The 22,753-nt window shown below is 71.7% G+C and carries 16 protein-coding genes; 7 read left to right on the top strand and 9 right to left on the bottom strand.

Going from position 1 to position 22,753, the window contains the following annotated elements; all coding sequences use genetic code 11:
- The first annotated feature begins 160 nt into the window (after nucleotides 1-160).
- Nucleotides 161-898: an SRPBCC family protein gene (locus tag FLW16_RS13990; protein ID WP_142560449.1), complete on the top strand. Its 738-nt coding sequence runs from the start codon at nucleotides 161-163 to the stop codon at nucleotides 896-898.
- Nucleotides 899-907: 9 nt separating this feature from the next.
- Nucleotides 908-2,077, top strand: a complete 1,170-nt coding sequence (locus tag FLW16_RS13985) for a zinc-dependent alcohol dehydrogenase (protein ID WP_142560448.1) — start codon at nucleotides 908-910, stop codon at nucleotides 2,075-2,077.
- An 84-nt stretch (nucleotides 2,078-2,161) separates the two neighbouring features.
- Here the strand turns inward: FLW16_RS13985 and FLW16_RS44480 are convergent, their stop codons facing one another.
- Nucleotides 2,162-2,335, bottom strand: a complete 174-nt coding sequence (locus tag FLW16_RS44480; protein WP_221891064.1) for a CGNR zinc finger domain-containing protein — start codon at nucleotides 2,333-2,335, stop codon at nucleotides 2,162-2,164.
- Here FLW16_RS44480 and FLW16_RS44475 point away from each other — a divergent pair.
- Nucleotides 2,310-3,296: an MFS transporter gene (locus FLW16_RS44475; protein WP_221891063.1), complete on the top strand. Its 987-nt coding sequence runs from the start codon at nucleotides 2,310-2,312 to the stop codon at nucleotides 3,294-3,296. The genes FLW16_RS44480 and FLW16_RS44475 overlap by 26 nt on opposite strands.
- 55 nt (nucleotides 3,297-3,351) lie before the next feature.
- On the opposite strand, the gene FLW16_RS13970 is transcribed toward FLW16_RS44475, so the two are convergent.
- Genes FLW16_RS13970 through FLW16_RS13955 form a run of 4 tightly spaced genes read right to left on the bottom strand, consistent with a single transcriptional unit; the run spans nucleotide 3,352 to nucleotide 8,569 of the window.
- Nucleotides 3,352-5,406 carry a glycoside hydrolase family 2 protein gene (locus tag FLW16_RS13970; RefSeq protein ID WP_142560446.1) on the bottom strand — a complete coding sequence of 685 codons (2,055 nt, stop codon included), beginning with the start codon at nucleotides 5,404-5,406 and terminating at the stop codon, nucleotides 3,352-3,354.
- A gap of 30 nt (nucleotides 5,407-5,436) precedes the next feature.
- Nucleotides 5,437-6,279 carry a carbohydrate ABC transporter permease gene (locus tag FLW16_RS13965; RefSeq protein ID WP_142560445.1) on the bottom strand — a complete coding sequence of 281 codons (843 nt, stop codon included), beginning with the start codon at nucleotides 6,277-6,279 and terminating at the stop codon, nucleotides 5,437-5,439.
- Nucleotides 6,276-7,202: a carbohydrate ABC transporter permease gene (locus FLW16_RS13960; protein WP_142560444.1), complete on the bottom strand. Its 927-nt coding sequence runs from the start codon at nucleotides 7,200-7,202 to the stop codon at nucleotides 6,276-6,278. The genes FLW16_RS13965 and FLW16_RS13960 overlap by 4 nt, the downstream gene beginning before the upstream one ends.
- Nucleotides 7,202-8,569 carry an ABC transporter substrate-binding protein gene (locus FLW16_RS13955; protein WP_142560443.1) on the bottom strand — a complete coding sequence of 456 codons (1,368 nt, stop codon included), beginning with the start codon at nucleotides 8,567-8,569 and terminating at the stop codon, nucleotides 7,202-7,204. Before FLW16_RS13955 ends, FLW16_RS13960 begins: the two co-directional genes overlap by 1 nt.
- Before the next feature lie 137 nt (nucleotides 8,570-8,706).
- Between FLW16_RS13955 and FLW16_RS13950 the strand changes: the two genes are divergently transcribed.
- A complete protein-coding gene (locus tag FLW16_RS13950; protein ID WP_142560442.1) occupies nucleotides 8,707-9,738 on the top strand; it encodes a LacI family DNA-binding transcriptional regulator in 1,032 nt (343 codons plus the stop codon).
- Nucleotides 9,739-9,761: 23 nt separating this feature from the next.
- Here the strand turns inward: FLW16_RS13950 and FLW16_RS44470 are convergent, their stop codons facing one another.
- Nucleotides 9,762-11,423 (bottom strand): serine/threonine-protein kinase, encoded by a 1,662-nt coding sequence (locus tag FLW16_RS44470; RefSeq protein WP_221891062.1) that lies wholly within the window; start codon nucleotides 11,421-11,423, stop codon nucleotides 9,762-9,764.
- A 214-nt stretch (nucleotides 11,424-11,637) separates the two neighbouring features.
- Between FLW16_RS44470 and FLW16_RS13940 the strand changes: the two genes are divergently transcribed.
- Complete coding sequence (locus FLW16_RS13940) at nucleotides 11,638-13,158, top strand: ricin-type beta-trefoil lectin domain protein (protein WP_260615247.1); 1,521 nt, start codon at nucleotides 11,638-11,640, stop codon at nucleotides 13,156-13,158.
- Between the two features lie 5 nt (nucleotides 13,159-13,163).
- Nucleotides 13,164-15,938, top strand: coding sequence for an AbfB domain-containing protein (locus FLW16_RS13935; protein WP_260615246.1), 2,775 nt, complete (start codon nucleotides 13,164-13,166; stop codon nucleotides 15,936-15,938).
- Nucleotides 15,939-16,014: 76 nt separating this feature from the next.
- On the opposite strand, the gene FLW16_RS13930 is transcribed toward FLW16_RS13935, so the two are convergent.
- Nucleotides 16,015-16,815, bottom strand: coding sequence for a helix-turn-helix transcriptional regulator (locus tag FLW16_RS13930; RefSeq protein WP_260615245.1), 801 nt, complete (start codon nucleotides 16,813-16,815; stop codon nucleotides 16,015-16,017).
- Nucleotides 16,816-16,899: 84 nt separating this feature from the next.
- On the opposite strand from FLW16_RS13930, the gene ilvD reads away from it, so the two are divergent.
- Complete coding sequence (gene ilvD / locus FLW16_RS13925) at nucleotides 16,900-18,741, top strand: dihydroxy-acid dehydratase (RefSeq protein WP_142560440.1); 1,842 nt, start codon at nucleotides 16,900-16,902, stop codon at nucleotides 18,739-18,741.
- A 50-nt stretch (nucleotides 18,742-18,791) separates the two neighbouring features.
- Here ilvD and FLW16_RS13920 read toward each other — a convergent pair whose 3' ends face one another.
- Nucleotides 18,792-21,821 (bottom strand): MGH1-like glycoside hydrolase domain-containing protein, encoded by a 3,030-nt coding sequence (locus FLW16_RS13920; protein ID WP_142560439.1) that lies wholly within the window; start codon nucleotides 21,819-21,821, stop codon nucleotides 18,792-18,794.
- Between the two features lie 158 nt (nucleotides 21,822-21,979).
- Nucleotides 21,980-22,708, bottom strand: a complete 729-nt coding sequence (locus FLW16_RS13915; protein ID WP_142560628.1) for an ABC transporter permease — start codon at nucleotides 22,706-22,708, stop codon at nucleotides 21,980-21,982.
- Nucleotides 22,709-22,753: the final 45 nt, after the last annotated feature.

Below are 22,753 nucleotides of genomic sequence, written 5' to 3'. Positions count from 1 at the left end.
GTCGTTGGAACGCCGGACGAGGAGCAGTGGGTCGCCGTCCTGCTGAGCGGCCGCGCGGGGTGTCGGGCGGCGAATCGCGGGTACGGCCCTATGACCGCTTCGTCGCCGTCCATCACTGATCACCACGTACGGCCCGAGCGGGAAGCGAGGCGAAGCCGACATGACCGGAAAACATCAGCGCGCATCCGAACGGCTCTCCCGGGTTCTGTCCGGCGCGATGGAACGGATGGGTCCCGCCCTCGAACGCGTACGGGTCGCCGCGCCGTCCGCCGTCCGGCGGTTAGGCCGCCCAGTGGCGGTGGCGGGAGCGGTCGCCGCCACCGGAGCCGGCGCGTACGCGGCGGCGCGGGCGTTCGTGCGGCGTCCCGAGGTCGCACCCGGTGAGGGCATGGACCTGCACGCGGCCGTCACGGTGAAATGCCCCCGCGATCAGGTGTACCGGTTCTGGCACCGGTTCGAGCAGCTGCCGAGATTCATGATCCACGTGGAGTCGGTGACGACCGTCGACGGGATCACACACTGGAAGGCCAGGGGGCCCGCAGGGAAGGCGGTCGAGTGGGACGCCGAGATCGTCGAGGATCTCCGGGACGAAGTGATCTCCTGGCGCTCGACGAGCGGCGCCCTGGTGCCGAACAGCGGAACCGTGCGGTTCGGCGATGCGCCCGGCGGGCGCGGCACCGAGGTGCGGGTCCACCTCCGGTACGACCCGCCCGGAGGCAGGGCGGGTCTCGCCCTCGCCAGGCTGCTGGGCGAGCACCCCGAGCAGCAGGTGCGCGACGACCTGCGCCGGTTCAAGCAGGTTCTGGAGACCGGCGAGGTCGTCCGGTCGGAGGGCAGCCCGGAAGGCACGCGGGCGCTGCGGCAGCTGAAACAGCGTCCGGCCCAGCCGGTGCGGTGAGGAGTAGCCATGAAGGCCAACTGCTGGATGGGCCGGAGTAGCGTCGAGGTCCGCGAAGTGCCCGACCCGCGGATCCTCAACAGCCACGACGCCATCGTGCGGATCACCTCGTCCGCCATCTGCGGTTCTGATCTACACCTGTACGACGGGTTCGTCCCGACGATGAAGAAGGGCGACATCCTCGGTCACGAGTTCATGGGCGAGGTCGTGGAGGTGGGCCCCGACGTGCGGAACCTCCGCGCCGGCGACCGCGTGGTCGTCCCTTTCCCGATCGCCTGCGGCCGCTGCGCCGCGTGCGAACTCGGCCTCTACTCGGTGTGCGAGAACTCCAATCCGAACGCCGGGCTGGCGGAGAAGTTCCTCGGCCACGCCCCCGCCGGGATCTTCGGCTACTCCCACATGCTGGGCGGCTATCCCGGAGGCCAGGCGGAGTACGCCCGCGTTCCGTTCGCGGACGTCGGCCCGATCAAGATCGAGGACGGGCTGGCGGACGAGCAGGTGCTGTTCCTGTCCGACATCCTGCCCACCGGGTGGATGGGCGCCGAGATGTGCGACATCACGCCCGGCGACGTCATCGCCGTGTGGGGGGCGGGACCGGTCGGCCAGTTCGCGGTCGCCGGCGCCTACCTGATGGGCGCGGAACGGGTCATCTGCATCGACCGCTTCGCCTACCGCCTGAGGATCGCCGAACGCGCGGGCGCGACGACGCTCGACTACGAGGAAGTCGACGTCCGGGACGCCCTGCTCGACCTGACCGCGGGCCGCGGCCCGGACGCGTGCATCGACGCCGTCGGAATGGAGGCCCATTATCCCAACCCCGCGTTGTACGCCTACGATCGCACCAAGCAGGCGACCCGCCTGGAGACCGACCGGCCGTACGCCCTGCGCGAGGCCATCATGTCCTGCCGGAACGGCGGGATCGTGTCCGTGATCGGGGTCTACGCCGGCTTCCTCGACAAGTTCCCGATGGGCGCGGTCATGAACCGGTCGCTGACGCTGAAGACCGGCCAGTGCCACGTGCAGCGCTACCTCAAGCCGCTGCTCGCGCGGATCCGCGAGGGCGACATCGACCCGAGTTTCGTCATCACCCACCGCCTGCCGCTCGACGAGGCACCGCGCGGCTACCAGATGTTCAGGGACAAGCTGGACGAGTGCAACAAGGTCGTCCTGACACCGTGACGCCCTGGTTCGAACGGGCGCCGTCGTCGCGTACCGCACGAGGCCGCGTGGGACGCCGCCTGGGAGGAGAACTACGACCCGCGGCTACGTGGCCCGGCCGGTGCGCCAGCGCGCCTGTTTGGCGCGGTTGCCGCACAGCCGCATCGAGCACCATCGGCCCGTCCGGGATCGGGAGTTGTCGTAGAAGGCCCACTGGCAGTCGTCGTTGACGCAGACCTTCAGGCGGGCCCAGGTGCCGTCGGCCAGGGCCGCCGCCACCGCGCCGACGACCCGGCCGGCCACGGCGTCCAAGCTGGCCGACTTCGCCTTCCTGCCGCGGATCGTCCCGGAACGGCACCTCGTCGACGCGAACGCAAAGATCACCGCGACGCAGTCCGCCCTCCAGATCGCGGGGGCCGGGGTCGGTGGAGCGCTCGTGCAGTTGCTCACCGCGCCGATCGCCGTCGTCGTAAACGCGTTCGGCTACCTGCTGTCGGGGCTGCTCATCAGCCGGGTACGGCTGGCCGAGCCCCGGCCGGACGCGTCGGCGCGACGGTCGGCCCTCGCGGAGGCGAAGGCCGGCCTGCGCCTGCTGCTCCGGCACCGGATCCTCCGCGCGCTCGGCGCCGAGGCCACGCTGTGGAACTTCGGCAGCGAGATCTTCATGCTGGCCCTGACGGTCCAGGTGCTCGACGCCGCGGCGGCGGGGCCGGTGGCCCTCGGCCTCATCGTGACCTGCGGCGGCGTGGGCGCCTTCGCCGGCAGCGTGACCAGCGCCCGGCTGACGGCGCGCTACGGGTACGGCCGTGCACTGGGGGTCAGCATGGCATTCGGCAACACCACCCCGCTGCTCGGCGTGCTCGCCGCGGCACTGGTGCCCGCCGGGGCGTATCTCTTCCTGGGCGCCGCCTTCCTGGTCTCCGGGATCGGCATCGGCGTCGCGAACTCGCAGGCCACCGGCATCCGGCAGGTCGCCGTCACCGAGGAGGTCCGCGGCCGGGTGAACGCCGGCTACCGGCTCGCCTCCTGGGGCGCGCTGTCGATCGGCGCCCTGCTCGGCGGCGTCCTCACCACGATCCTCGGCCCGATCACCGCGGCGATCGGCGGCACCGCGCTGATGGCCGTGGCGACCCTGCCCGTCGCGTTCTCACCCGCCCGGGACGTCCGTGCGATCGAGGAGGTCGCCCCACGGCGGGCCGAACCCGTGGCCGAGTTCGGCCCGCTTTGGTCGGGCACGTGACGACGGTGTGCTCAGGAGGTCCCCCGCCCAGGGGGCCAGGCCTTCACCCGGCTCGTCAGGGCCGGGCCTGCGCGTCGTCTCCGATGACGAAGGCGGTGTGGGTGTCCACGTCCAGGGCGGAGCGCGCGACGACGACCCCGTCGCCGACCAGAGCGATGTGCAGCCGTCCGCTGGTCCAGCCGTCCGGGAGCACGGCGCGGACCTCGGTGGGCGCGCCGAGCAGGAAGGGCTTCGCCTCTGCGGCAGGGCCCGGCTCCCAGGAACCCATGAGCGCGGCGTCCTCGGGGGCGGGACCGAAGACCGGGGTCCAGGCGGTGTGCAGGCGGCCTGTCACGGGCTCGGCACCGTGGTGTGAGATGCGTACGCCGACGGCGACCTCGCGCGACGTGCTGAGCAGGTCACGGCCGGGCGCGACCGGGACGACGTCGAGCACGAGCGTCGTGGTGGCGTTGACATGGGCAGGGTTCACACCGGCCAGATCCTTGCGGCGGCGTTCGAAGTCGAGCAGTCCTGCCGACTCGTGCTCGATGTCGTACAGCTCCGTGTAGACGTACCCGGCGAGCCTGTCGTGGCGGCGCATCTCCTGCGTCTGCCAGCGCAGATGCCAGGCGCGTTCCACCGAGGTGAAGCCGCCGCCGTACTCGCTGTTCAGGTTGGGCAGCCCGCGCAGGGGCTGGGACGGCGTGCCGGCCAGCTTCTTGCGCACCACGAAGTCGGGGCCGAGCCGTACGGGGAAGTCGTCCTGCTCGCCGTCGAGCAGCGCGGCCACGGTTCTGGCCCACGACGCGGCGGACTCGTCGTAGTAGTGCCAGTCGAGCAGATCGGTCCTGACGTGGGTCCAGCCGGAGTTGTCCACGGCGGGCCGGGTCGTGTCGAGGGCCTTGAGCAGGTCGTACGCCCGCGCGGCCGCCTGCTGCTTGGCGGGGTCGCCCGGGATGTCCCAGTCCAGACCCCATTCCTCGTTGTACAGGCCCCAGATGACGATCGCCGGGGAGTTGCCGTCACGCTCGACCATGGGAGCGATCTGCTCCTCGAAAGCGGCCACGGACTCGGGTGAGAAGCGTCCGGTGGCGGCGGGTTCGGCCCAGACCAGCATGCCGAGGGTGTCGGCGTGGTAGACGAAGCGGGGATCCTCCAGCTTGAGATGCTTGCGCACCAGGTTGTACCCCGCGGCGGCGGCCAGTTCGATGTCGCGGCGCAGCGCGGCGTCGTCCGGCGCCGTGATGCCGGTGCGCGGCCAGTAGCCCTGGTCGAGCACCCCGCGTACGAACAGCCGGCGGCCGTTGAGATACAGATCCTCCCCCACCACGTCGATCGTGCGCAGCCCGGTGTATGCGGCGACCCGGTCGACGCCGCCGGGTGAGACGAGCTCGGCGTCCACGTGGTAGAGGTGCGGGTCGTCCGGCGACCACAGCCGCGGCTCCTCGATCGGCAGCTCCACACGCACCGGCCCGTGGCCGACCGGCACCTCGATCGACGGGCCGCACCCGCGCACGGACAGCCGCAGCCTGGTCTCCGCCGCCGGACCCTCGACGCGGGCCTCGGCCACGATGCCGGTCAGGCCCTCGGCGGGGCGCAGCTTCAGCGCGGCCAGGTGGGTGGCCGGCCGCGCCTCCATCCAGACGCTCTGCCAGATGCCCGACGAGGGGGTGAAGCACACGCCGTCGAAGTCGTCTCGGGGAACGCTGCGCTGCTTGCCGTGCGCGATGTCCCGCTTGTCGAGCGGCGCGGCGACCCGCACGACGATCTCTTGTTCGTCTTCGCGCAGCGCCTCGGTGATGTCGGCCTCGAACGGCGTGTAGCCGCCGCGGTGCGCGGCCACCTCGACGTCGTTGACCCACACGGTGGCCTCGTGGTGCACGGCGCCGAAGTGGAGCACGACCCGCTGCCCTGCCCAGGCCGCGGGCACGGTGACGCGGCGGCGATACCAGGCCACGGGCAGCCAGTGGGCCTCGACGCCGGAGGCGGGGGTCTCCCAGGCGAAGGGCACGGTGATGGTCCGATTCCAGCCCTGCTCGGTGTCGGCCCGGAAGTCCCACTCGCCGTTGAGGCTTGACCAGGAGTGCGATCGGTCGAAGTGGGGCCGGGGGTATTCCGCGCGCGGGGTCATGGTGCTCCGTTTCATGAGAGATGTGCCTGGTCAGCCTTTGACGCTGCCGGCGAGGATGCCGTTGATGAAGTGGCGCTGGAGGAGGACGAAGATCACCAGGAGCGGCAACATCGCGATGCTGCCCGCGGCGAGCAACTCGCCCCAGACGGTGGCGAAGTCCGCGCCGATCCTGTTGCCGGTGACGTTCTGCGCCAGCGTGGACAGCACCACCTGGAGCGTCTGGTGCGAGGTGTCGTTGACGGCGACGACCGGCCAGACGAAGTCGTTGTAGATGTTCATCGTGGTCAGCACGGCCAGCGCGGCCAGCCCGGGGCGGATCACCGGGAGCACGACCCTGGCGAAGACGCCGAACTCGCTCGCGCCGTCCACGCGTCCCGCGTCGATCAACTCGTTGGGGATGGCGGCGATGGTCTGGCGCATCCAGAAGATGCTGAACGCGTCGATGCTCCCCGGCAGGATCAGCGCCTGGTAGGTGTTGACCCAGCCGAGGGCGCTCATCTCCAGCAGCAGCGGGATGATCAGCACCAGGGTCGGCAGCATGAGGGTGAGCAGCACCATCCCGAACAGCAGGTTCTTGCCGGGGAAGGCGTACTTGGCGAATGCGTATCCGGCCAGCGGGCAGAAGAACATCGTCATCGCGCCCTTGACGACCAGCACAAGCGCGGTGTTCGCGAAGCCGGTGCCGATCGGCACGTCGGCGAACATCGCCCTGTAGTTGTCCAGTGTCACAGGCCCTGGTGAGAGGGGGTTGGTGATGATCTCGGCGGCCGGCTTGAGCGAGGAGCTGACCGCCCACCAGATCGGGTAGAGGAAGGCCGCGGCGAGCAGCGCCAGCAGGGCGTACTGCACCGGGCCCGGCCTGGTCTGGTTCATGACACCTCGTCTTTCGGGCGCAGCAGCCTGACCGCGCCCAGGGATAGCCCGAAGACCAGCAGCACCAGCAGGAACGAGTTCGCGGCGCCGGTGCCGAGGTCGGAAGCGGTGATGTGCTCGTAGAGATAGAGCCCGGCGGTGGTGGTCGAGCCGTACGGGCCGCCTTCGGTGACCACGAAGGGCTCGGCGAACATCTGGAACACAGCGAGGGTCTGCACGACCACGAGGAAGGCCATGCTCCGGCGCACCAGCGGGACGGTCAGCGACCAGAACTGCCGCCGGCGAGAGGCGCCGTCGATCGCCGCGGCCTCGTACACCGCAGCCGGCACGGCCTGCAGCCCGGCCAGCAGGATGATGATCGCGAATCCGGTCGTCTTCCACAGGAACAACAGCGCCAGCGTCGGCTTGGACCACGCCGTCGAGGTCAGCCACCCCACCCCGGGCAGGCCCACGAGGTTGAGCAGGTGGTTGACCAGGCCGTAGTCCTGGTCGAACACGACGATCCAGACCTGTGCCATGGCCACCAGCGGGGTCACGAACGGCGCGAGGAAGGCCACTCTGAACAGGCCTCGCAACCGCAGCTTCGCGTTGGCCAGCAGCACCGCGCCGCCGAGCCCGGCCACGATCTGGATCGGCACGATGAGCAGCCACATCACCGCGCTGTTGCCGAGCGAGGCCCAGAACTCCGGGCTGGTCAGCAGGTAGGCATAGTTGCCCAGGCCGACCCAGGTGGCCTCCCCGGCGCCGTGCCAGCGGGTGAAGCTGAGCTGCAGCGCGAAGACGAGCGGGTAGATCCCGAAGGCGGCGAAGACCAGGAAGAACGGGGCGACGAACAGGTACGGCGACAGCCGGATGCCGCGACGCGACCTCGGCCGCGCGCCGGCGGCCCGCCCGGACCTCGCCGTCGTGGTGAGAGCCGACATCAGGAGCGGTCAATCAGGTTGCGCTGGATCTTCTCGGCTGATTCGCCGATCACGTCGTCGGGCGACATCGTGCCGTCCATGAGGCGCTGCATGTTGTCGCCCAGGTAGTCGACCGACTTGGCCCACCATGCCGGGATGGGCGCCGCGGCCGGGATGGTGGCGGCGGCCTCGACGGCGACCTTCCACAGGTCCTGACCGCCGAGGGCGTCGATCGGCTGGAACAGCGGCTTGGCAGGGTCGAGCGCGGGCGTGAAACCGGGGACCGAGGTCGACAGGCCACCGGGGTACACGCTGCTCGGGCCGTACAGCGCGGTGTATCCGGGCTCCTTGAAGCACAGGAACTCGTACAGCAGCCAGGCCAACTCCGGGTTCTTGGCCTTGGCCGGAATGACGAAGCTGCTGCCGCCCATCGCGCCGCTCCGCGGGCCGCCCGGCGTCCAGGCGGGGAGCGGAGCCGCCCGCCACTTGCCCTTGGTGGCCTTGAGAAGCTGCTGCGGCGCGAAGGACCACCAGATCGCCCACGGCACGAACACCTGTTGGCCGCCGTCGAGCGTGTTGACGTCGGCGGGCTCCAGGTAGGGCGCCCGGGTAGCGAGCCCGTCCTTGACCGCGGTCTGGATCCAGGTGAAGATCCGCCGGTACTCCGCCGAGTCCAGCCGCAGCTTGCCCTGTGTGTCGGTGAGGCTCGTGCCCTGCTGGTTCGCCAGCATCTCGAGCCACAGCTGGCCGAGGAACGGGTTCTTGTCCAGGTGGATGGGCTTGGTCTTCGGGAACTTGTCCTGGACCGTCCTGGCCGCGGTCAGCAGGTCGTCGTAGGTCGCCAGCCCGGCGGGATCGACCCCGGCCTCCTGCAGGATGTCCTCCCGGTACCAGAGCAGCCCCGGATCGAGATCCCAGGGCACGCCGTAGATCTTGCCCGCCACGGTGTTCACCGACAGCTTGTACGGCGCGACCTGGTCCCGGTACGGCGCGATCAGATCGGAGAGGTCGTAGAGGTGCTCGGCCTGCCCGCCGATCTTGGCGTCGTCCCAGAAGCTGCCGTCGGGCACGTCTGTGCCGCTGATGAGCGTGTTCGCCAGCTTGGCGTCGATGTCCACGGCCATGTGGTTGACCTTCACGCCCGGGTACGCCTGGCGGAACCTGCCGATCGCCGCGTCGAACACCTTGAACAGGTCGCCGGACCGGTTCCAAACGGTGATTTCGCCCTTGGCCGCCGTCGCGGAGGCGGAGGGCTTGGCCAGCTTGCTCGGCGCCGCGCCGCCCGTGCCGGGAGCGCAGGCGGTCAGCGCGCCGCCCGTGGCGGCGAGGGCTCCGACGCCGAGGGCTCCCTTGAGAAACCCGCGGCGATCCATGGGGGATGAGGTCATCTAAGTACTCCTCGCCGTCCCGGAAAAGACGTTGTGAGGGCTCTGCAACGATGCAGACATAGTGCATGCTTGTCTGCAACGATGCAAGCGCCGGTTAGGATCTTCCCAACCCCAGCACCCGGAGGTATAGGAGACGCATGGCCGGTCCAACGCTGCGTGACGTCGCCAAGCGGGCGAACGTGTCCATTCGCACGGTGTCCAACGTGGTCAACGGGTACGCACCAGTGTCGGACGAGTTGCGCGCTCGCGTGCAGGCCGCACTGGACGAGCTCGACTACCGCCCCAACCTCATCGCCCGCAACCTCAAACAGGGCCGCAGCGGGATGATCGCACTGGTCGTGCCTGAGCTGGACGTCCCCTACTTCGCAGAGCTGGCGCGCGAGGTGATCACCGCCGCCCGCGCCCGTGGGTACGTGGTGATGGTCGACCAGACCGACGGCGACAGGGAGCGCGAGCGCGAGCTGCTGGGCCGGAACTCGCGGGCCACGATGTTCGACGGACTACTGCTGAGCCCGCTGAGCGTCTCGGCCGAGGAGCTGCGGGCGCGCGGCCACAGGGTCCCGATCGTGCTGCTGGGCGAACACATCTTCAACGGCAGCTTCCACCACGTGGCCATCGACAACGTGGCCGCCGCCCGGGAAGCCACCGCGCATCTGCTGGGCCTCGGCCGGCGTCGCGTCGCCGCCATCGGCGACCAGCCGTACGCCACCGGCGAGACCGCGCAGCTTCGCACCAGCGGATACCGGCAGGCGCACGCGAGGGAGGGACTGGAGGTGGACGAGCGGCTCATCGCGCCGACTTCGCGCTTCCACCGCCGGCAGGGCGCCGCGGCCATGGAGCAACTGCTCGCCCTGCCCGAGCCGCCCGACGCCGTGTTCTGCTACAACGACCTGCTCGCGCTCGGCGCGATGCGGGCACTGACCCGTGCAGGGCTGCGCATCCCCGACGACGTCGCCGTGGTCGGCATGGACGACATCGAGGAAGGTCAATACAGCACCCCCAGTCTCACCACCATCGCCCCGGACAAGAAGGAGATCGCGCGCATGGCGATGGACGTCCTCATGGAGTCGATCAACGGCGCGGCCCGCCCACCCGCCGAGATCGTGGTGCCGCATCGCCTGATCGTCCGGGAGAGCACGACCGGCCAGGTGCCCGCGATCCCGTCCTGAGCGGGCCGGCGCCGGCGAAGGGGTCAGCGGTACGTGTAGCAGTAGTTCGACTTGTCCTTGAACCGGTGGAAGGCCTTCGGGTCGTGGTAGCGCCATCGGCAGCCCGCGTCGCGCCGGCTCTGGGTGAGGTACATGGTGTCGCCCTTCCGCTTGATGCAGTAGGCGCCGGGCGTGGGCGTCTCCCGGTACTCGACCCACTCCCAGCCGAGGCTCACGCAGTACTCGGTGAAGTGCCCGGGTCCCAGCTCCACGACCCGCTTGGCCGGCGTGGGCGAGGGCTTGGCCGGCTTCGCGGCCGGAGAATCGGCGGGGACCGGCGCGGTCGTCTTCGAGTGGCGGACGGTCGGCCGTGCGGTGACCGTCCGCGTCGGGGCCGGCTGGGTGACGTCCGGTTTGGCCGTGGACCGGCCCACCCGGGGCCGGTGTGAGGAGGCGGGCGACGGGGATCGCGAGGCGGCGGTGGCCGACGGGGCCCCGGACGGAGACGAGCCTCCGCCGGTGTCCGCCGACGCTGCCGGAGCCGTGCCGACCGCCGCCGCTCGCTCCGTCTCGGAGCCGCCGCTTCCCGCTGATGGCCAGTGCAGAGACGGCAGCAGCGCGAAGGCGGCGGCCACCGTGGCCGCGAGGGCCACGGCCACGGCGGCGATCGCGGCCCGGACCCGCCTGCGTCGGCCGCCGCCCGGCACGGTGACGGGCCCGGACGTCCCGGGCGGCGAGTCAGACGGGCCGGGCGGGGGCGTTTTCCGGGCCGACGACCCTGAGGAGGCGGATCCGGCCGGGCCGCCCGGCGCGGCCGGCGCGGCCGACACAGCGGGCGCCGCGGATACAGGCGGCGCGGCCGGCACATCCGGTGGGGCGGGTACGGCCGGTGCGGCCTGCGCGTCGTGGCGCGGGCGTACGAGGCGGTCGAGGATCTCCCGCGCGGTCGGCCGCAGGCCCGGGTCCTTGGCGAGGCAGCCCGCGAGCAGGTCGCGCAGCGGCGCCTCGATCCCCTCCAGGTCGGGCTCGTGGTTGAGGATCCTGTTGATGATGGCGGGGATGGCGTCGGCGCCGAACGGCGGGCGGCCGGTGGCGGCGAACGCGATCGTGGACGCCCAGGCGAACACGTCGAGCGCGAAGCCGAGCTCACCGGCCGCGAGCTGCTCGGGCGCCATGTAGGCGGGGGTTCCCACGACCTGGCTGGTCATCGTGCTCGTGGTGGCGAGGGCGCGGGCGATCCCGAAGTCGATGACGCGCGGCCCGTCCGGGCCGACCAGCACGTTCTGCGGCTTGAAGTCCCGGTGGAGGACCCCGGCGTCGTGCAGGGCGACCAGAGCCGTGGCCGTGGCGATGGCGAGCCGTTCGAGCGCGCCGCCCGACAACGGCCCCCGCGCGGCCACCACCTGGTTCAGCGGAGGCCCCTCGACGTACTCGCTCACGATGTACGGCCGGTTGCCGTCCATGCCGGACTCCAGTACCTGGGCCGTGCAGAAACGGGCGACCCTGCGGGCGAGCTCCGCCTCCCGGGTGAAGTCGGCGCGGGCCGCGTCCCGGCCGAGCCGCGCGTGGAAGAGCTTGACCGCGACGAGGTCGCCGGACTCGGCCTCGCCGAGATAGACGACGCCCTGCCCTCCCTCGCCGATCCTGCCGGTGATGCGATAGGAGCCCAGGCGTGCGGGATCGCTCGGCTCCAGCGGCTGCGGCATGACTCTCCGGTGGGTCGGGGGCACGTTCGGGAACTCCAGTATCCCGCCGAAGATCGACGGCAGGACCGGATTCGTGCACCCTTTCCTACGCGTCCCATCCCCGCGAACGGCGGGATGTGTTGGGAAATGTTGGGTCTTGACGGACAGCCACACTACTGTAAAGGTTCTTTTCAGAGAGCGCTCTCACGTCTCGTCACCCCCCAGAAGGACTGCCGTGAGACTCACCGTGCTGACCGGCGCGGCGGTGTTCGCCGTCGCGCTCGCCTTCCCCTCCGTGTCCGCGAACGCCGCCCCCTCCCCCGTCCCCCGGCCCGATCCCGGCACGCCGGCGGCGACGATGCAGCAGGCGTTGCAGCGCGACCTGCGCCTGACCCCCGAGCAGGCACGCGTCCGCCAGACGCACGAGGCCGCGGCGGCGGCCGTCGAGCGGCGGGTCCGCGCCGAACTCGGCGACCGCTTCGCCGGCGCCTGGTACGACCCCGCGCAGCAGCGCCTGGCCGCCGGGGTCCTGGACGCGAGCGACGCCGAGCGCGTACGCGAGGCGGGCGCCGTGCCCGTCTCCGTGAAGCGCAGCGACAGCCAGCTGAGCGCCGTCAAGGCCGCGCTCGACCGGGCCGCCGGCGCCGCGGGCACCGGCGTCTACGGCTGGTACGTCGATCCGGCCGCCAACGCGGTCGTCGTGTCGGCCGCCGATCAGGCGGCGGCGGAGGGATTCGTGCGGGCCGCGTCCGCCGACACCGCGGCGACGCGGATCTCCGTCGCCCAGGCTCCCCGCCTCGTCTACGACATCCGGGGCGGCGACCAGTACGTCATCAACGGCAACGTGCTGTGCTCCGTCGGGTTCTCGGTGAACAACGGCGGCTTCGTCACCGCCGGGCACTGCGGGCGCGCCGGCAATCCGACGCTGGGATACAACAACGTCGCCCAGGGCACCTTCGTCGCCTCGTCGTTCCCCGACAACGACTACGCCTGGGTGCGCACCAACGGCGACTGGACGCCGCGTCCCTGGGTCAACAACTACGGCGGCGGCAGCGTCTCGGTGGCCGGTTCCCAGGAGGCCCCCGTCGGGGCGTCGATCTGCCGATCCGGGCGCACCACCGGCTGGCGCTGCGGGGTCGTCCAGGCCAGGAACGTGACCGTGAACTACTCCGGCTCGCTCGTCTACGGGCTCACCCAGACCAGCGCCTGCGCCGAGGGGGGCGACTCGGGCGGCGCCTACATGTCCGGCGACCAGGCCCAGGGCGTCACCTCCGGCGCCGCGGGGAACTGCTCCACCGGCGGCACCACCTTCTTCCAGCCGGTCAACGAGATCCTCGGCGCGTACGGCCTGAGCCTGACCACCACGGGCGGCGACACGAGCGCGCTGATCAGCAGCCTCAACAACAAGTGCATCGACGTGCCCAACTCCAACTTCAGCGACGGCGTGCCGCTGCAGATGTACACCTGCAACGGCACCAATGCTCAAAAGTGGACGTTCACCGGCGGCACCCTGCGGACGCAGAACAACCTGTGCATGGACGTGGCCTGGGGGTCCAGGGACAACGGCGCGGTGATCCAGATCGCGACCTGCAGCGGCAACCCCGCTCAGCAGTTCGTGCTCAGCGCGGCGGGCGACCTGGTCAACCCGCAGTCCAACAAGTGCGTCGACATCGACGCCTGGAACCCCAACGACGGCGCCCGGCTGATCCAGTGGGAGTGCCATGGCGGCGCCAACCAGAAGTGGCGGCGGGGCTGATGCCGGTGATCCAGCTTCGCCGGATTCTCGCCGCCGCGACCGCCCTCCTGCTCACGACGGCCTGCCTGATCCTCACCGGGCTCACCGCGCCCACCGCGTCCGCCGCCGTCTGGCAGCCGAAGACACCGCCCCTGTCCACGCCCTGGACCGCCCAGGTGTCCCCCGCCAACGCCCTGCCCGACTATCCGCGTCCCCAGCTCGTCCGGCCCGAATGGCTCAACCTCAACGGCGTGTGGGAGTTCGCCGGCGCGTCCACCCTCGACTCGCCTCCCATCGGCCGGACGCTCGCGGAGGGCGTGCTCGTGCCGTACCCGATCGAGTCCGCCCTGTCGGGCATCAAGCGCCACGAGGACACGATGTTCTACCGGCGCGCCTTCACCGTCCCGTCCGGCTGGTCCGGGCGCCGGGTGATGCTCAACTTCGGCGCGGTCACCTGGGAGGCCCGGGTGTGGGTGAACGGCGTCCAGGTCGGCCGGCACACCGGCGGCTACGACGCCTTCTCCTTCGACATCACCTCGGCCCTGCGGTCCGGTGACAACGAGCTGATCGTCGGGGTGTCCTCGCCGATCGACGGCAGCACGTTCCCCATCGGCAAGCAGCGCCGCAACCCGGGCGGCATCTGGTACACCGCGTCGTCGGGCATCTGGCAGACGGTGTGGCTCGAACCGGTGAACACCGCGCACGTCACCCGGCTCGACACCACGCCCGACGTGCCCGCCGGGGTCCTGGACCTCGTCGTGCAGGGCACCGGCGACCAGGCCAGGGCCGAGGTGCTGAGCGGCGGCACGGTCGTCGGCTCGGCCACCGGCGCGGTCGGCGCGCACATCCGCGTGCCCGTCCCCAACGCCCGCCTGTGGTCGCCCGACGACCCGTTCCTTTACGACCTGCGCGTCACGCTCACGGGGAACGGCGGCGGCGACGTCGTGACCGGCTACTTCGGGATGCGGTCGATCGGCAAGGCGGTCGTCGGCGGGGTGCTGCGCCCGGTGCTCAACGGGAAGTTCGTGTTCCAGCTCGGCACCCTCGACCAGGGCTACTGGCCGGACGGGATCTACACCGCGCCGACGGACGAGGCGCTGCGCTTCGACCTGGAGCGGCAGAAGGCCCTGGGCTTCACCATGGTCCGCAAGCACATCAAGGTCGAACCCGCCCGCTGGTACTACTGGGCCGACAAACTGGGCCTGATGGTGTGGCAGGACATGCCCTCGCTCGACGCGGTGGACGACACGCCCGAGCGGAGCCACGCCAACTACGAGTCCGAGCTGCGCCGGATCGTCGAGCAGCTCAGGGGCGTCACCTCAATCGTGATGTGGGTCCCGTTCAACGAGGGCTGGGGCGAGTACGACAACCAGCGCATCGTCGACCTGGTCCGCTCCGTCGACTCGACCCGGCTGATCGACCACGACTCCGGGTCGAACTGCTGTATCTCCGACCCCGAGCCGACCAACGGCGACGTGATCGACGACCACTGGTATCAGGTCCCCGGCGAGACCGACACCCGGCTTCCCTCGGCCACCCGGATCGCCGTGCTGGGCGAGTTCGGCGGCCTCGGCAGGCGCGTCCAGGGCCACGAGTACCAGCCCGGCGCCGGGTTCGCCTACGGCGACCTGTACCCCGACGAAGGGTCGCTGACGAACCGCTACGTCGAGGTCACCCGGCAGGTGGAGCGGCTCGTGCACACCCGGGGGCTGTCCGCCTCGGTCTACACCGAGCCGTACGACGTGGAGAACGAGGTCAACGGGTTCTACACCTACGACCGCCGGGTGCTCAAGATGACCGAGTCACGCGTACGGGAGGCCAACCGGCACCTGCTGGCGGTCGCGGCGGGCACCGACGTCCCCCGGGGCGAGCTCGTGTCGCTGCGGGTGACCACGCCCGGCTTCACCGGCCGCTACCTGCGCCATCAGGACGGGCTCGCGCGCACCGACGTGATCGACGGCGCGAGCTCCGACCTGGCCAAGCAGGACGCGACGTTCTGGACGCGCCCGGGCCTGGCCGACTCCTCGTGCGTGTCGTTCGAGTCGCGCGACTTCCCGGGCGAGTATCTGCGCCACTCGGACTACCGGCTGCGCAAGGACCGCCAGGACGGCACGGCCCTGTTCGCGGCCGACGCCACGTTCTGCCCGCGCGAGGGGCAGGGCGGGACCAGGCTGGAGTCCTACAACCTGCGCGGCTACTACATCCGCCACTACAACGAGCTGGTCTACGTCGCGAAGCAGGGCGGCGCCAACCCGTGGGACGCCGCCGCGAGCTTCGCCGCCGACACCACGTGGGCCGTGACCGTCCCGCTGTGGCGCAGCGGCGCCGGCCTGCCGCTCGACCAGGCCCGTTCGTTCCGGGTCACCACTCCGGGGTTCACCGACCGCTACCTGCGGCACCAGAACGGCCTGGCCCGCACCGACGTGGTCACCAGCGGGAGCGACGCCCTGCTCAAGTCGGACGCGACGTTCGTCGTACGGCGCGGCCTGGCCCAGCCGACCTGTTACTCCCTGGAGTCGCGCAACTATCCGGGCCGCTACCTGCGGCATGCCGACTTCCGGGTCCGCCTGGACGCCCCGGACGGCAGCGAACTGTTCCGTCGCGACGCCACCTTCTGCGCCCAGCCCGGCGGCACGCCGGGAAGCGTGCGCCTGGCGTCGCTCAACGAACTGGGCGCGAACGTCCGGCACTACGCCGAGGAGGTCTGGGTCGCCTCCAGCGGCGGCGCGCATCCCTACGACAACCCCGCCTCGTACGCCGAGGACGTGAGCTGGGCCGTCACCGCCGCCTGGGCTCCATAACCGCAAGGGGGAGCCGTCGTGCGGAGGGTCCGCGCGACGGCTCCCCCGCGTCTTCGGGAAAGCAGGTGCCTGCTTCTCACCCGGCCACGGGGGTGTAGACGACCAGGTGCAGGTCCGGGTGGTCGGCGGGAGCCAGCCGGTGGTGCTCGAAGCGCACCACGCCCGCGACCGGATGCCTGAAGACCCGCTCGCGGGAGGTGAAGCCCTCGATGTGATGGCTCTGCCAGGCGTCGCGGAACGGTTCGCTGATCCGCAGCAGGCGCTGGACGACCGGCGAGCGGGCCAGGTCGCCGAGGCGCGGCCCGGCCTCGGCACGGAACTCGGCGAGGAACCGGCGGCTGGTGGTCTCCCAGTCGGGCAGCAGGTCGCGGACGTAAGGGTCGGTGAAGACCAGCCACAGCAGGTTGCGTTCGTCCGGTCCGGCCGTGGCCACGTTCGGATAGAGCGCCGTGTAGGCGGCGTTCCATCCGCAGATCGTCCAGTCCGGGGCGATGGCGTAGGCCGGGAAGCCGGCGAGCGCGTCGAGGAGGCGCTGGACGTGAGCGGGCGCGGCCTGCGCGGTCGGCTCCGCGGGCCGGCTGGGCCGCGGGGCGTATCCGGCCAGGGAGAGGACATAGGTGTGCTCGGCGGCGGTCAGGCGGAGGGTGCGGGCGAGGGCGTCCAGGACCTGGCGGGAGGGCTGGATGTCGCGGCCCTGCTCCAGCCAGGTGTACCAGGTGGCGCTGACCCCGGAGAGCGTGGCGACCTCCTCACGGCGCAGGCCGCCCCGGCGGCGGGGCCCGGCCGGGGGCAGGCCGACCGCGGCCGGGTCCAGGCGTGTGCGCTTCGCACGCAGGAAGCCGCCCAGTTCCGCCTGCCGCTGCGATGCCGTTCCCACGGGGATCAGGGTAAGCGCTGGTAGTGGAAGTACTAGCAGTGTGGCCGTCTTCGCCCCGCCTTCGCGCGCCGCAAGCATGGGGACATGCCACAGCTGAGATCACGTACGGTCACCCACGGACGGAACACGGCCGGAGCGCGCGCCCTGATGCGCGCCTCCGGCGTGCCGAGCCGGGACATCGGTGTCAAGCCGGTTGTCGCGGTGGCCAACAGCTTCACCGAGTTCGTCCCCGGCCACACGCACCTGCAGCCGGTGGGCCGCATCGTGTGCGAGGCCATCGCCGCCGCGGGCGGCATCGCGCGGGAGTTCAACACCATCGCGGTCGACGACGGCATCGCGATGGGACACGCCGGGATGCTGTACTCGCTGCCGTCCCGGGATCTGATCGCCGACTCCGTCGAGTACATGGTCCAGGCGCACTGCGCCGACGCCCTGGTGTGCGTCTCGAACTGCGACAAGATCACGCCGGGGATGCTGATGGCCGCGCTGCGGCTGAACATCCCCACCGTGTTCGTCTCCGGCGGTCCCATGGAGGGCGGACGGGCGGTGCTCACCGACGGCACGGTGCGCACCCGCCTGGAGCTGGTCACGGCGATGTCCGAGGCGGTCGACCCGGCCGTGTCCGACGCGGACATCGCCCGCATCGAGGAAGCGGCGTGCCCCACCTGCGGCTCGTGTGCCGGCATGTTCACCGCCAACTCGATGAACTGCCTGGTGGAGGCGCTGGGGCTGGCCCTGCCCGGCAACGGCTCGACCCTGGCCACCCACACCGCCCGCCGGAGGCTGTACGAGCAGGCAGGCCGTACGGTCATGGAGCTGACCGCACGCCACTATGACAAGGACGACGCCTCCGTCCTGCCCCGGGCCATCGCCTCGCGGGCGGCCTTCGACAACGCCATGGCCCTGGACCTGGCCATGGGGGGCTCCACCAACACCGTTCTCCACCTGCTCGCCGCGGCCCACGAGGCGGAGCTCGGCTACACTCTGCGCGACATCGAGGCCCGCTCACGCACCGTGCCGTGCCTGTGCAAGGTCGCCCCCAACAGCCCCTATCTGATGGAAGACGTCCACCGGGCCGGCGGGGTCCCCGCCATATTGGGCGAGTTGCACCGCGCCGGGCTTCTCCACGAGAACGTGCACGCCGTCCACGCCGGCTCGCTCACCCGGTGGCTGGCCACCTGGGACATCCGCGGCGCGGCGCCCGCACCCGAGGCCCTCGATCTCTTCCACGCCGCCCCCGGCGGCGTCCGCTCCGCATCCGCCTTCTCCCAGTCGGCGCGGTGGGAGTCCCTGGACACGGACCCTGCGGGCGGCTGCATCCGCGACACGGCCCACGCCTACTCACCGGACGGCGGGCTGGCGGTCCTGCGCGGCAACCTCGCCCCCGACGGCGCAGTGATCAAGTCCGCCGGCGTTCCCGACGGCATGCACGTCTTCACCGGCCGCGCGGTGGTGACGGAGTCACAGGAGGAAGCCGCGGAAGCGGTCCTGTCCGGGCGGGTGACGCCGGGCAGCGTGCTGGTCATCCGCTACGAGGGCCCGCGCGGCGGCCCCGGCATGCAGGAGATGCTCTACCCCACCGCCTACCTCAAGGGCCGCGGTCTCGCCGGCACGTGCGCCGTGGTCACCGACGGCCGCTTCTCCGGCGGCAGTTCCGGCCTGTCGGTCGGCCATGTCTCACCCGAGGCCGCCGCGGGCGGTCCCCTCGCGCTCGTCGAGGACGGCGACGTCATCACCGTCGACGTCGCCGCACGCGCCCTCCACCTCCGGGTGCCCGGCGCGGACCTCGCCGCCCGCCGTGCCCGGCTGGAACGGGGCACCGGCTACCGGCCCCGCGACCGCGAACGGCACGTCTCCACGGCCCTGCGCGCCTACGCGGCGCTGGCGCAGTCCGCCGACACCGGAGCGGTGCGACTGCTCGAATGAGCGAGCCCCGCCAGCCGGTGCCGGCGCGCGTCCTTCACGTGCGGCCCTCACTACGAGGAACTACGGCCCTCCAGACCCGCGACCGCGATCGTGCCGGAGGTGCCGCGCAGGCCGAAGCCGTAGCGGAAGCCCTCGCGGGCCTGCGGGGTGGCGAGCGTGCCGCCGATGTCCGCCGTACGCAGCGGACGCCACTGGCCCCCGGTGTAGGCGAAGGAGGTGATGGTGTCGCCGGACAGCACCAGCGCGAACCGGTCGCCCGGCCTCAGGGTCAGCGGGGCGTCGCCCGGTGTGTCCAGGAACCGGCCGCCGACCCGCACGTTGATGCCCGACTGCTTGCGGGTGTTGTTGTACCAGGCGGTCACGTAGGTGCCCGCGTCCTTCACCCAGCCGACGAACACGCTGTCCTCCGGGCTGCCGGTGCCGGCGAACTCCCCTGCCGTCACCACGCTGATCGCGTCGGACGACGAGAGCCCCGCCGGGCCGGCGGCCAGGCCGAAGAACGGCTGTGCGCCGGTGCCCGCGAACCGGCCGCCGCCGGCCGTGACCGCCGGCAGGGCCTCGCCGCCCTCGGGTCTGTAGAGGGTGTAGCCCGCCGAGGTGTCGGCACCGAAGTCGTCCTCGACCTCCGCCTTCCCGTAGGCGTCCGGGTCGAGCCCCACGGTCACCTGAGCGTAGGGGCTCACGGCCCGCGCCGACCCGTCGTACTCGGCGATCGCGCGCACCGGGTGGGCGCCGGGGCGCGGCGCGGTTCCGGCGGGCGGCGCGACCCGCCAGCGTACGGCGAACTCGCCGCCCGGCCGCACCACAGGTGTCCGCGGGCTGCCGACCGGTTCGGCCGACCAGCCCGGCGGCACGGCCAGCGACGCGGTGACCCGGGTGGCGGGCGTGCGTCCCCGGTTGGCGAAGGTGGTGGTCACCTCGGCGGGCACGCCCGGACGCGCCTGCCCGGCGACCGCCGCGTCCACGGTGGTGTCGCCCGCGGCCGGCGACCACGCCTGCAGTTCGGTGACGCCGACGTACGCGCCCGGCGGGTTGCCGAACACCAGCCGGATCCCGGTCGTGGTCAGGGCCGGGAACGTGACGCGGTTCAGCGCCGCGCCCACGGGCCGTTCGGGCGTGCGCGTCTGGTCAGGCACCTCGCGCCACGCCGCGCCGTCCCAGAACTCCAGCCGGTACGACGCCGGGGCCTTCACCCCGCCGCCGTCGTCGTAGGCGTAGAACCGCACGTCGCTCACCCGGGTCGGCACGCCGAAGTCCACGCCGAGATGGTCCTCGGCGTTCGGGGAGCGGTAGTTGGTCCACCGGTTGTGCGGGATGTCGTCGTAGAAGATCCGCCCGTCCACGGCGTCCCACACGTTGTCGATGCCGTTGGTGTACGACGCGAACGGCTTGGGGTAGCCGGTGCCGTACGGGTTGGCGGCGTCGTCGCTCGGCCGGGAGGACCGGCCGGGTGTCACGGCGGCCGGCACCCGGGCGGTCAGCTCGCCGACCGTGGCCCGGCGGGCGGCCTGCCTGCCGTCCACGTAGACGCGCATGCCCGCGCCCTGGCCGTATCTGCTGCCGTCTCGGTCCCACAGGACCGTCACGTTGTGCCCGTGGTAGGGCACGTTCTCCAGCGCGAAGTAGTCCCATCCGGCCGGGACGAGCGGGTTCAGCACGACCGTGCCGTCCGGCTGCGGGCGCAGCCCGATCAGGCCGCTGATCACCAGGTCGTTGAAGGTCGAGTGGTTGTAGTGCTCGCTGTGCCCGCGGGAGTCGTAGATCCAGCGCGGCTCGTCCGGGTGGTGCGCCTCTGCGACGTACGGGTGCCCGTCCTTGTACTGGGTGAGCGCGTAGCCCCGCAGCACCTTGTAGTAGTCGGCGGCGGTGACCACGTCCTGGTCGTAGTCGTCGAGCAGGTTGGCCATCGCGGTGAGCGTCGTCGAGGTGGAGTAGGGCCAGCTCGGCCCGTCCCAGCGGCAGCAGCCGCTCAGCGCGTCGCGCATGAACAGCGGGCTGCGGCGCTCCGCGGTGGTCGGCCCGTAGGGCGCGGCGAACCCCTGCGGGTCGAGCAGCTGCGCCCATGCCTTCTCCGTGCCGGGCTCGGCCATGTCGAACGCCCACGGCACGAACCCGATCTGCTCCCGCGTGGACACCAGCCGCTGCCGGGGGTCCAGGTCGGCGCGAGCCTTGTGGTAGAAGAAGGACCGCTCCGGGTCCCACAGGTAGCGGTGCAGCGCGTCCCGCAGCGACGCCGCCCGCTTCTCGAACTTCTTGGCCAGGGCCTTGTCGCCGCCCATGTCCGCGATGGCGGCGATCGCCTTGGCGTCGCCGTACTGGTAGGCGTTCAGCGTCGGCCGGTAGCCCGCGCCGCCGTGGTAGGGATCGGCCGGGTCGGTCTCGTAGGAGGAGGCGGTGTACTCCATCGCGTCCCACACCGGCACCGACCAGTAGAGGCCCAGCGCCTTGTCGTACTGGCCGCCCCACTTGTCGTACTGCCGGACCAGGTCGGGCAGCAGCCGCTCGACGAAGGACGCGTCGCCGGTGACCAGATAGCGCTGGTAGGCGGCATCGGCCGCCCACCAGGAGTACTGGTGCGCCCAGTCGTCGGTGTCCTTGTTGACGTAGTCCTCCTTCGGCTTGGGGCCTGCGCCCGGTCCCTGCAGCCAGTACGTGAGATAGTCGTCGATCGGGCGGGTGTCGCGCAGCCAGCGCCCCTCGTACACGTGGTGACCGGCGGCGGCCACGATGCCGCCGAGCGGGGCGGAGTACCCGGGCGGGTTGTGGAACTCGGTGATGACGTCGCCGGTCGCGGAGTCGGTGTAGCGGATGTGCCGCTTGTAGGTGCTCCAGCGGTAGTAGTAGACGTCCTGGATCTCCCGGTCGGGAACCTCCAGGAACGGGATGTTGGCCTTGTACCACTCCGGCTCGGCGTAGCCCGACACGAGCGCGTCGTGGTCCAGGAAGGCGGTGCCCCTGCCGACCTCCGGGTACGCCGCGGGCGGCGCCTGGGCGTGGGCGGCCTCGGCCGGGGCGGGGGTCAGGGCGGTCGGCGCGGCCAGCGCCGCGAGCGTCGCGAGCACCGCGACGGCGTGTCTCATGGTCACCTCGGGCGTTCTTGAGGGGGGTGACGACAGGCGAAATCGCTCAGGTTCGGTCGCACCTCATCCGACAGGACGACCGAATCTGATCGATGTTGCTCAGTCTTGACCACTCGCGGACGAAAGGCAATAGCGCTCCGAGAGGGCGTGGGCGTCGTTCAGCGGGCGAAACGCCCGCGGGCGGCGAGTTCGATCGTGACCACGACGGCCGCCGACTCTGCGGCCAGCAGGGCGACGAGGACCGCGAGCTGCACGGCCCCCGCGTGCACGGGGTCGGAACCGGCCAGCATCATGCCGACGAACGCGCCGGGCAGCGTGACCAGGCCCACCGTTCGGGTCTGGTCGAGCGCGGGCACGAGCGCCCGCGCGGCGGCCGGGCGGCAGATCTCCAGCGCCGCGTCCCGGGGGGAGAGTCCCAGCGCCAGCGCGGCCTCGACCTCCCCGCGCCGCTGCCGCAGCTCGTCGAGCGCGCGGCGGCCGGCCAGCGCCGTGGCGGTGAGGCATCCACCCAGCAGGATGCCGGTCACCGGGATCAGCGTGATCCCGCGCGCCGGCAGGACGCCCGTGACCAGCATCAGGACCAGCACCGGCGCCGTGCCCGCCGCGATCGGCACGGCGGCCCACCAGCCGGTCCTTCCCCGCGTGATCCGCCGACCGGCGGTGCCGCTCGCCACGCCGTACATGACGAGCAGGAACAGCACCACGGCGGGCAGCAGCCCGGTCGCCCACCCGATGACGAGGGAGACCAGCGCGAGCTGGACGGCGGCCCGCCCCGCGGCGGTCAGGATGGCCGCCGCGTGCCCGGATCGGCCCAGGGCGGCGACGGCCGCCCCGGCCAGCGCGAGCAGCGCCACCACGACGCCGAGCATCGGGGTCACCGGAAGCATCGTGTTCACGCCCCCGATCCTGCCCGCGCCTGCGCGGCACGGCGG

Source organism: Microbispora sp. KK1-11, from assembly GCF_006874435.1.
GTDB lineage: Bacteria > Actinomycetota > Actinomycetes > Streptosporangiales > Streptosporangiaceae > Microbispora > Microbispora catharanthi.
Note: the sequence above shows the minus strand (reverse complement) of the source record. Positions and strands in the feature narration are given on the sequence as shown.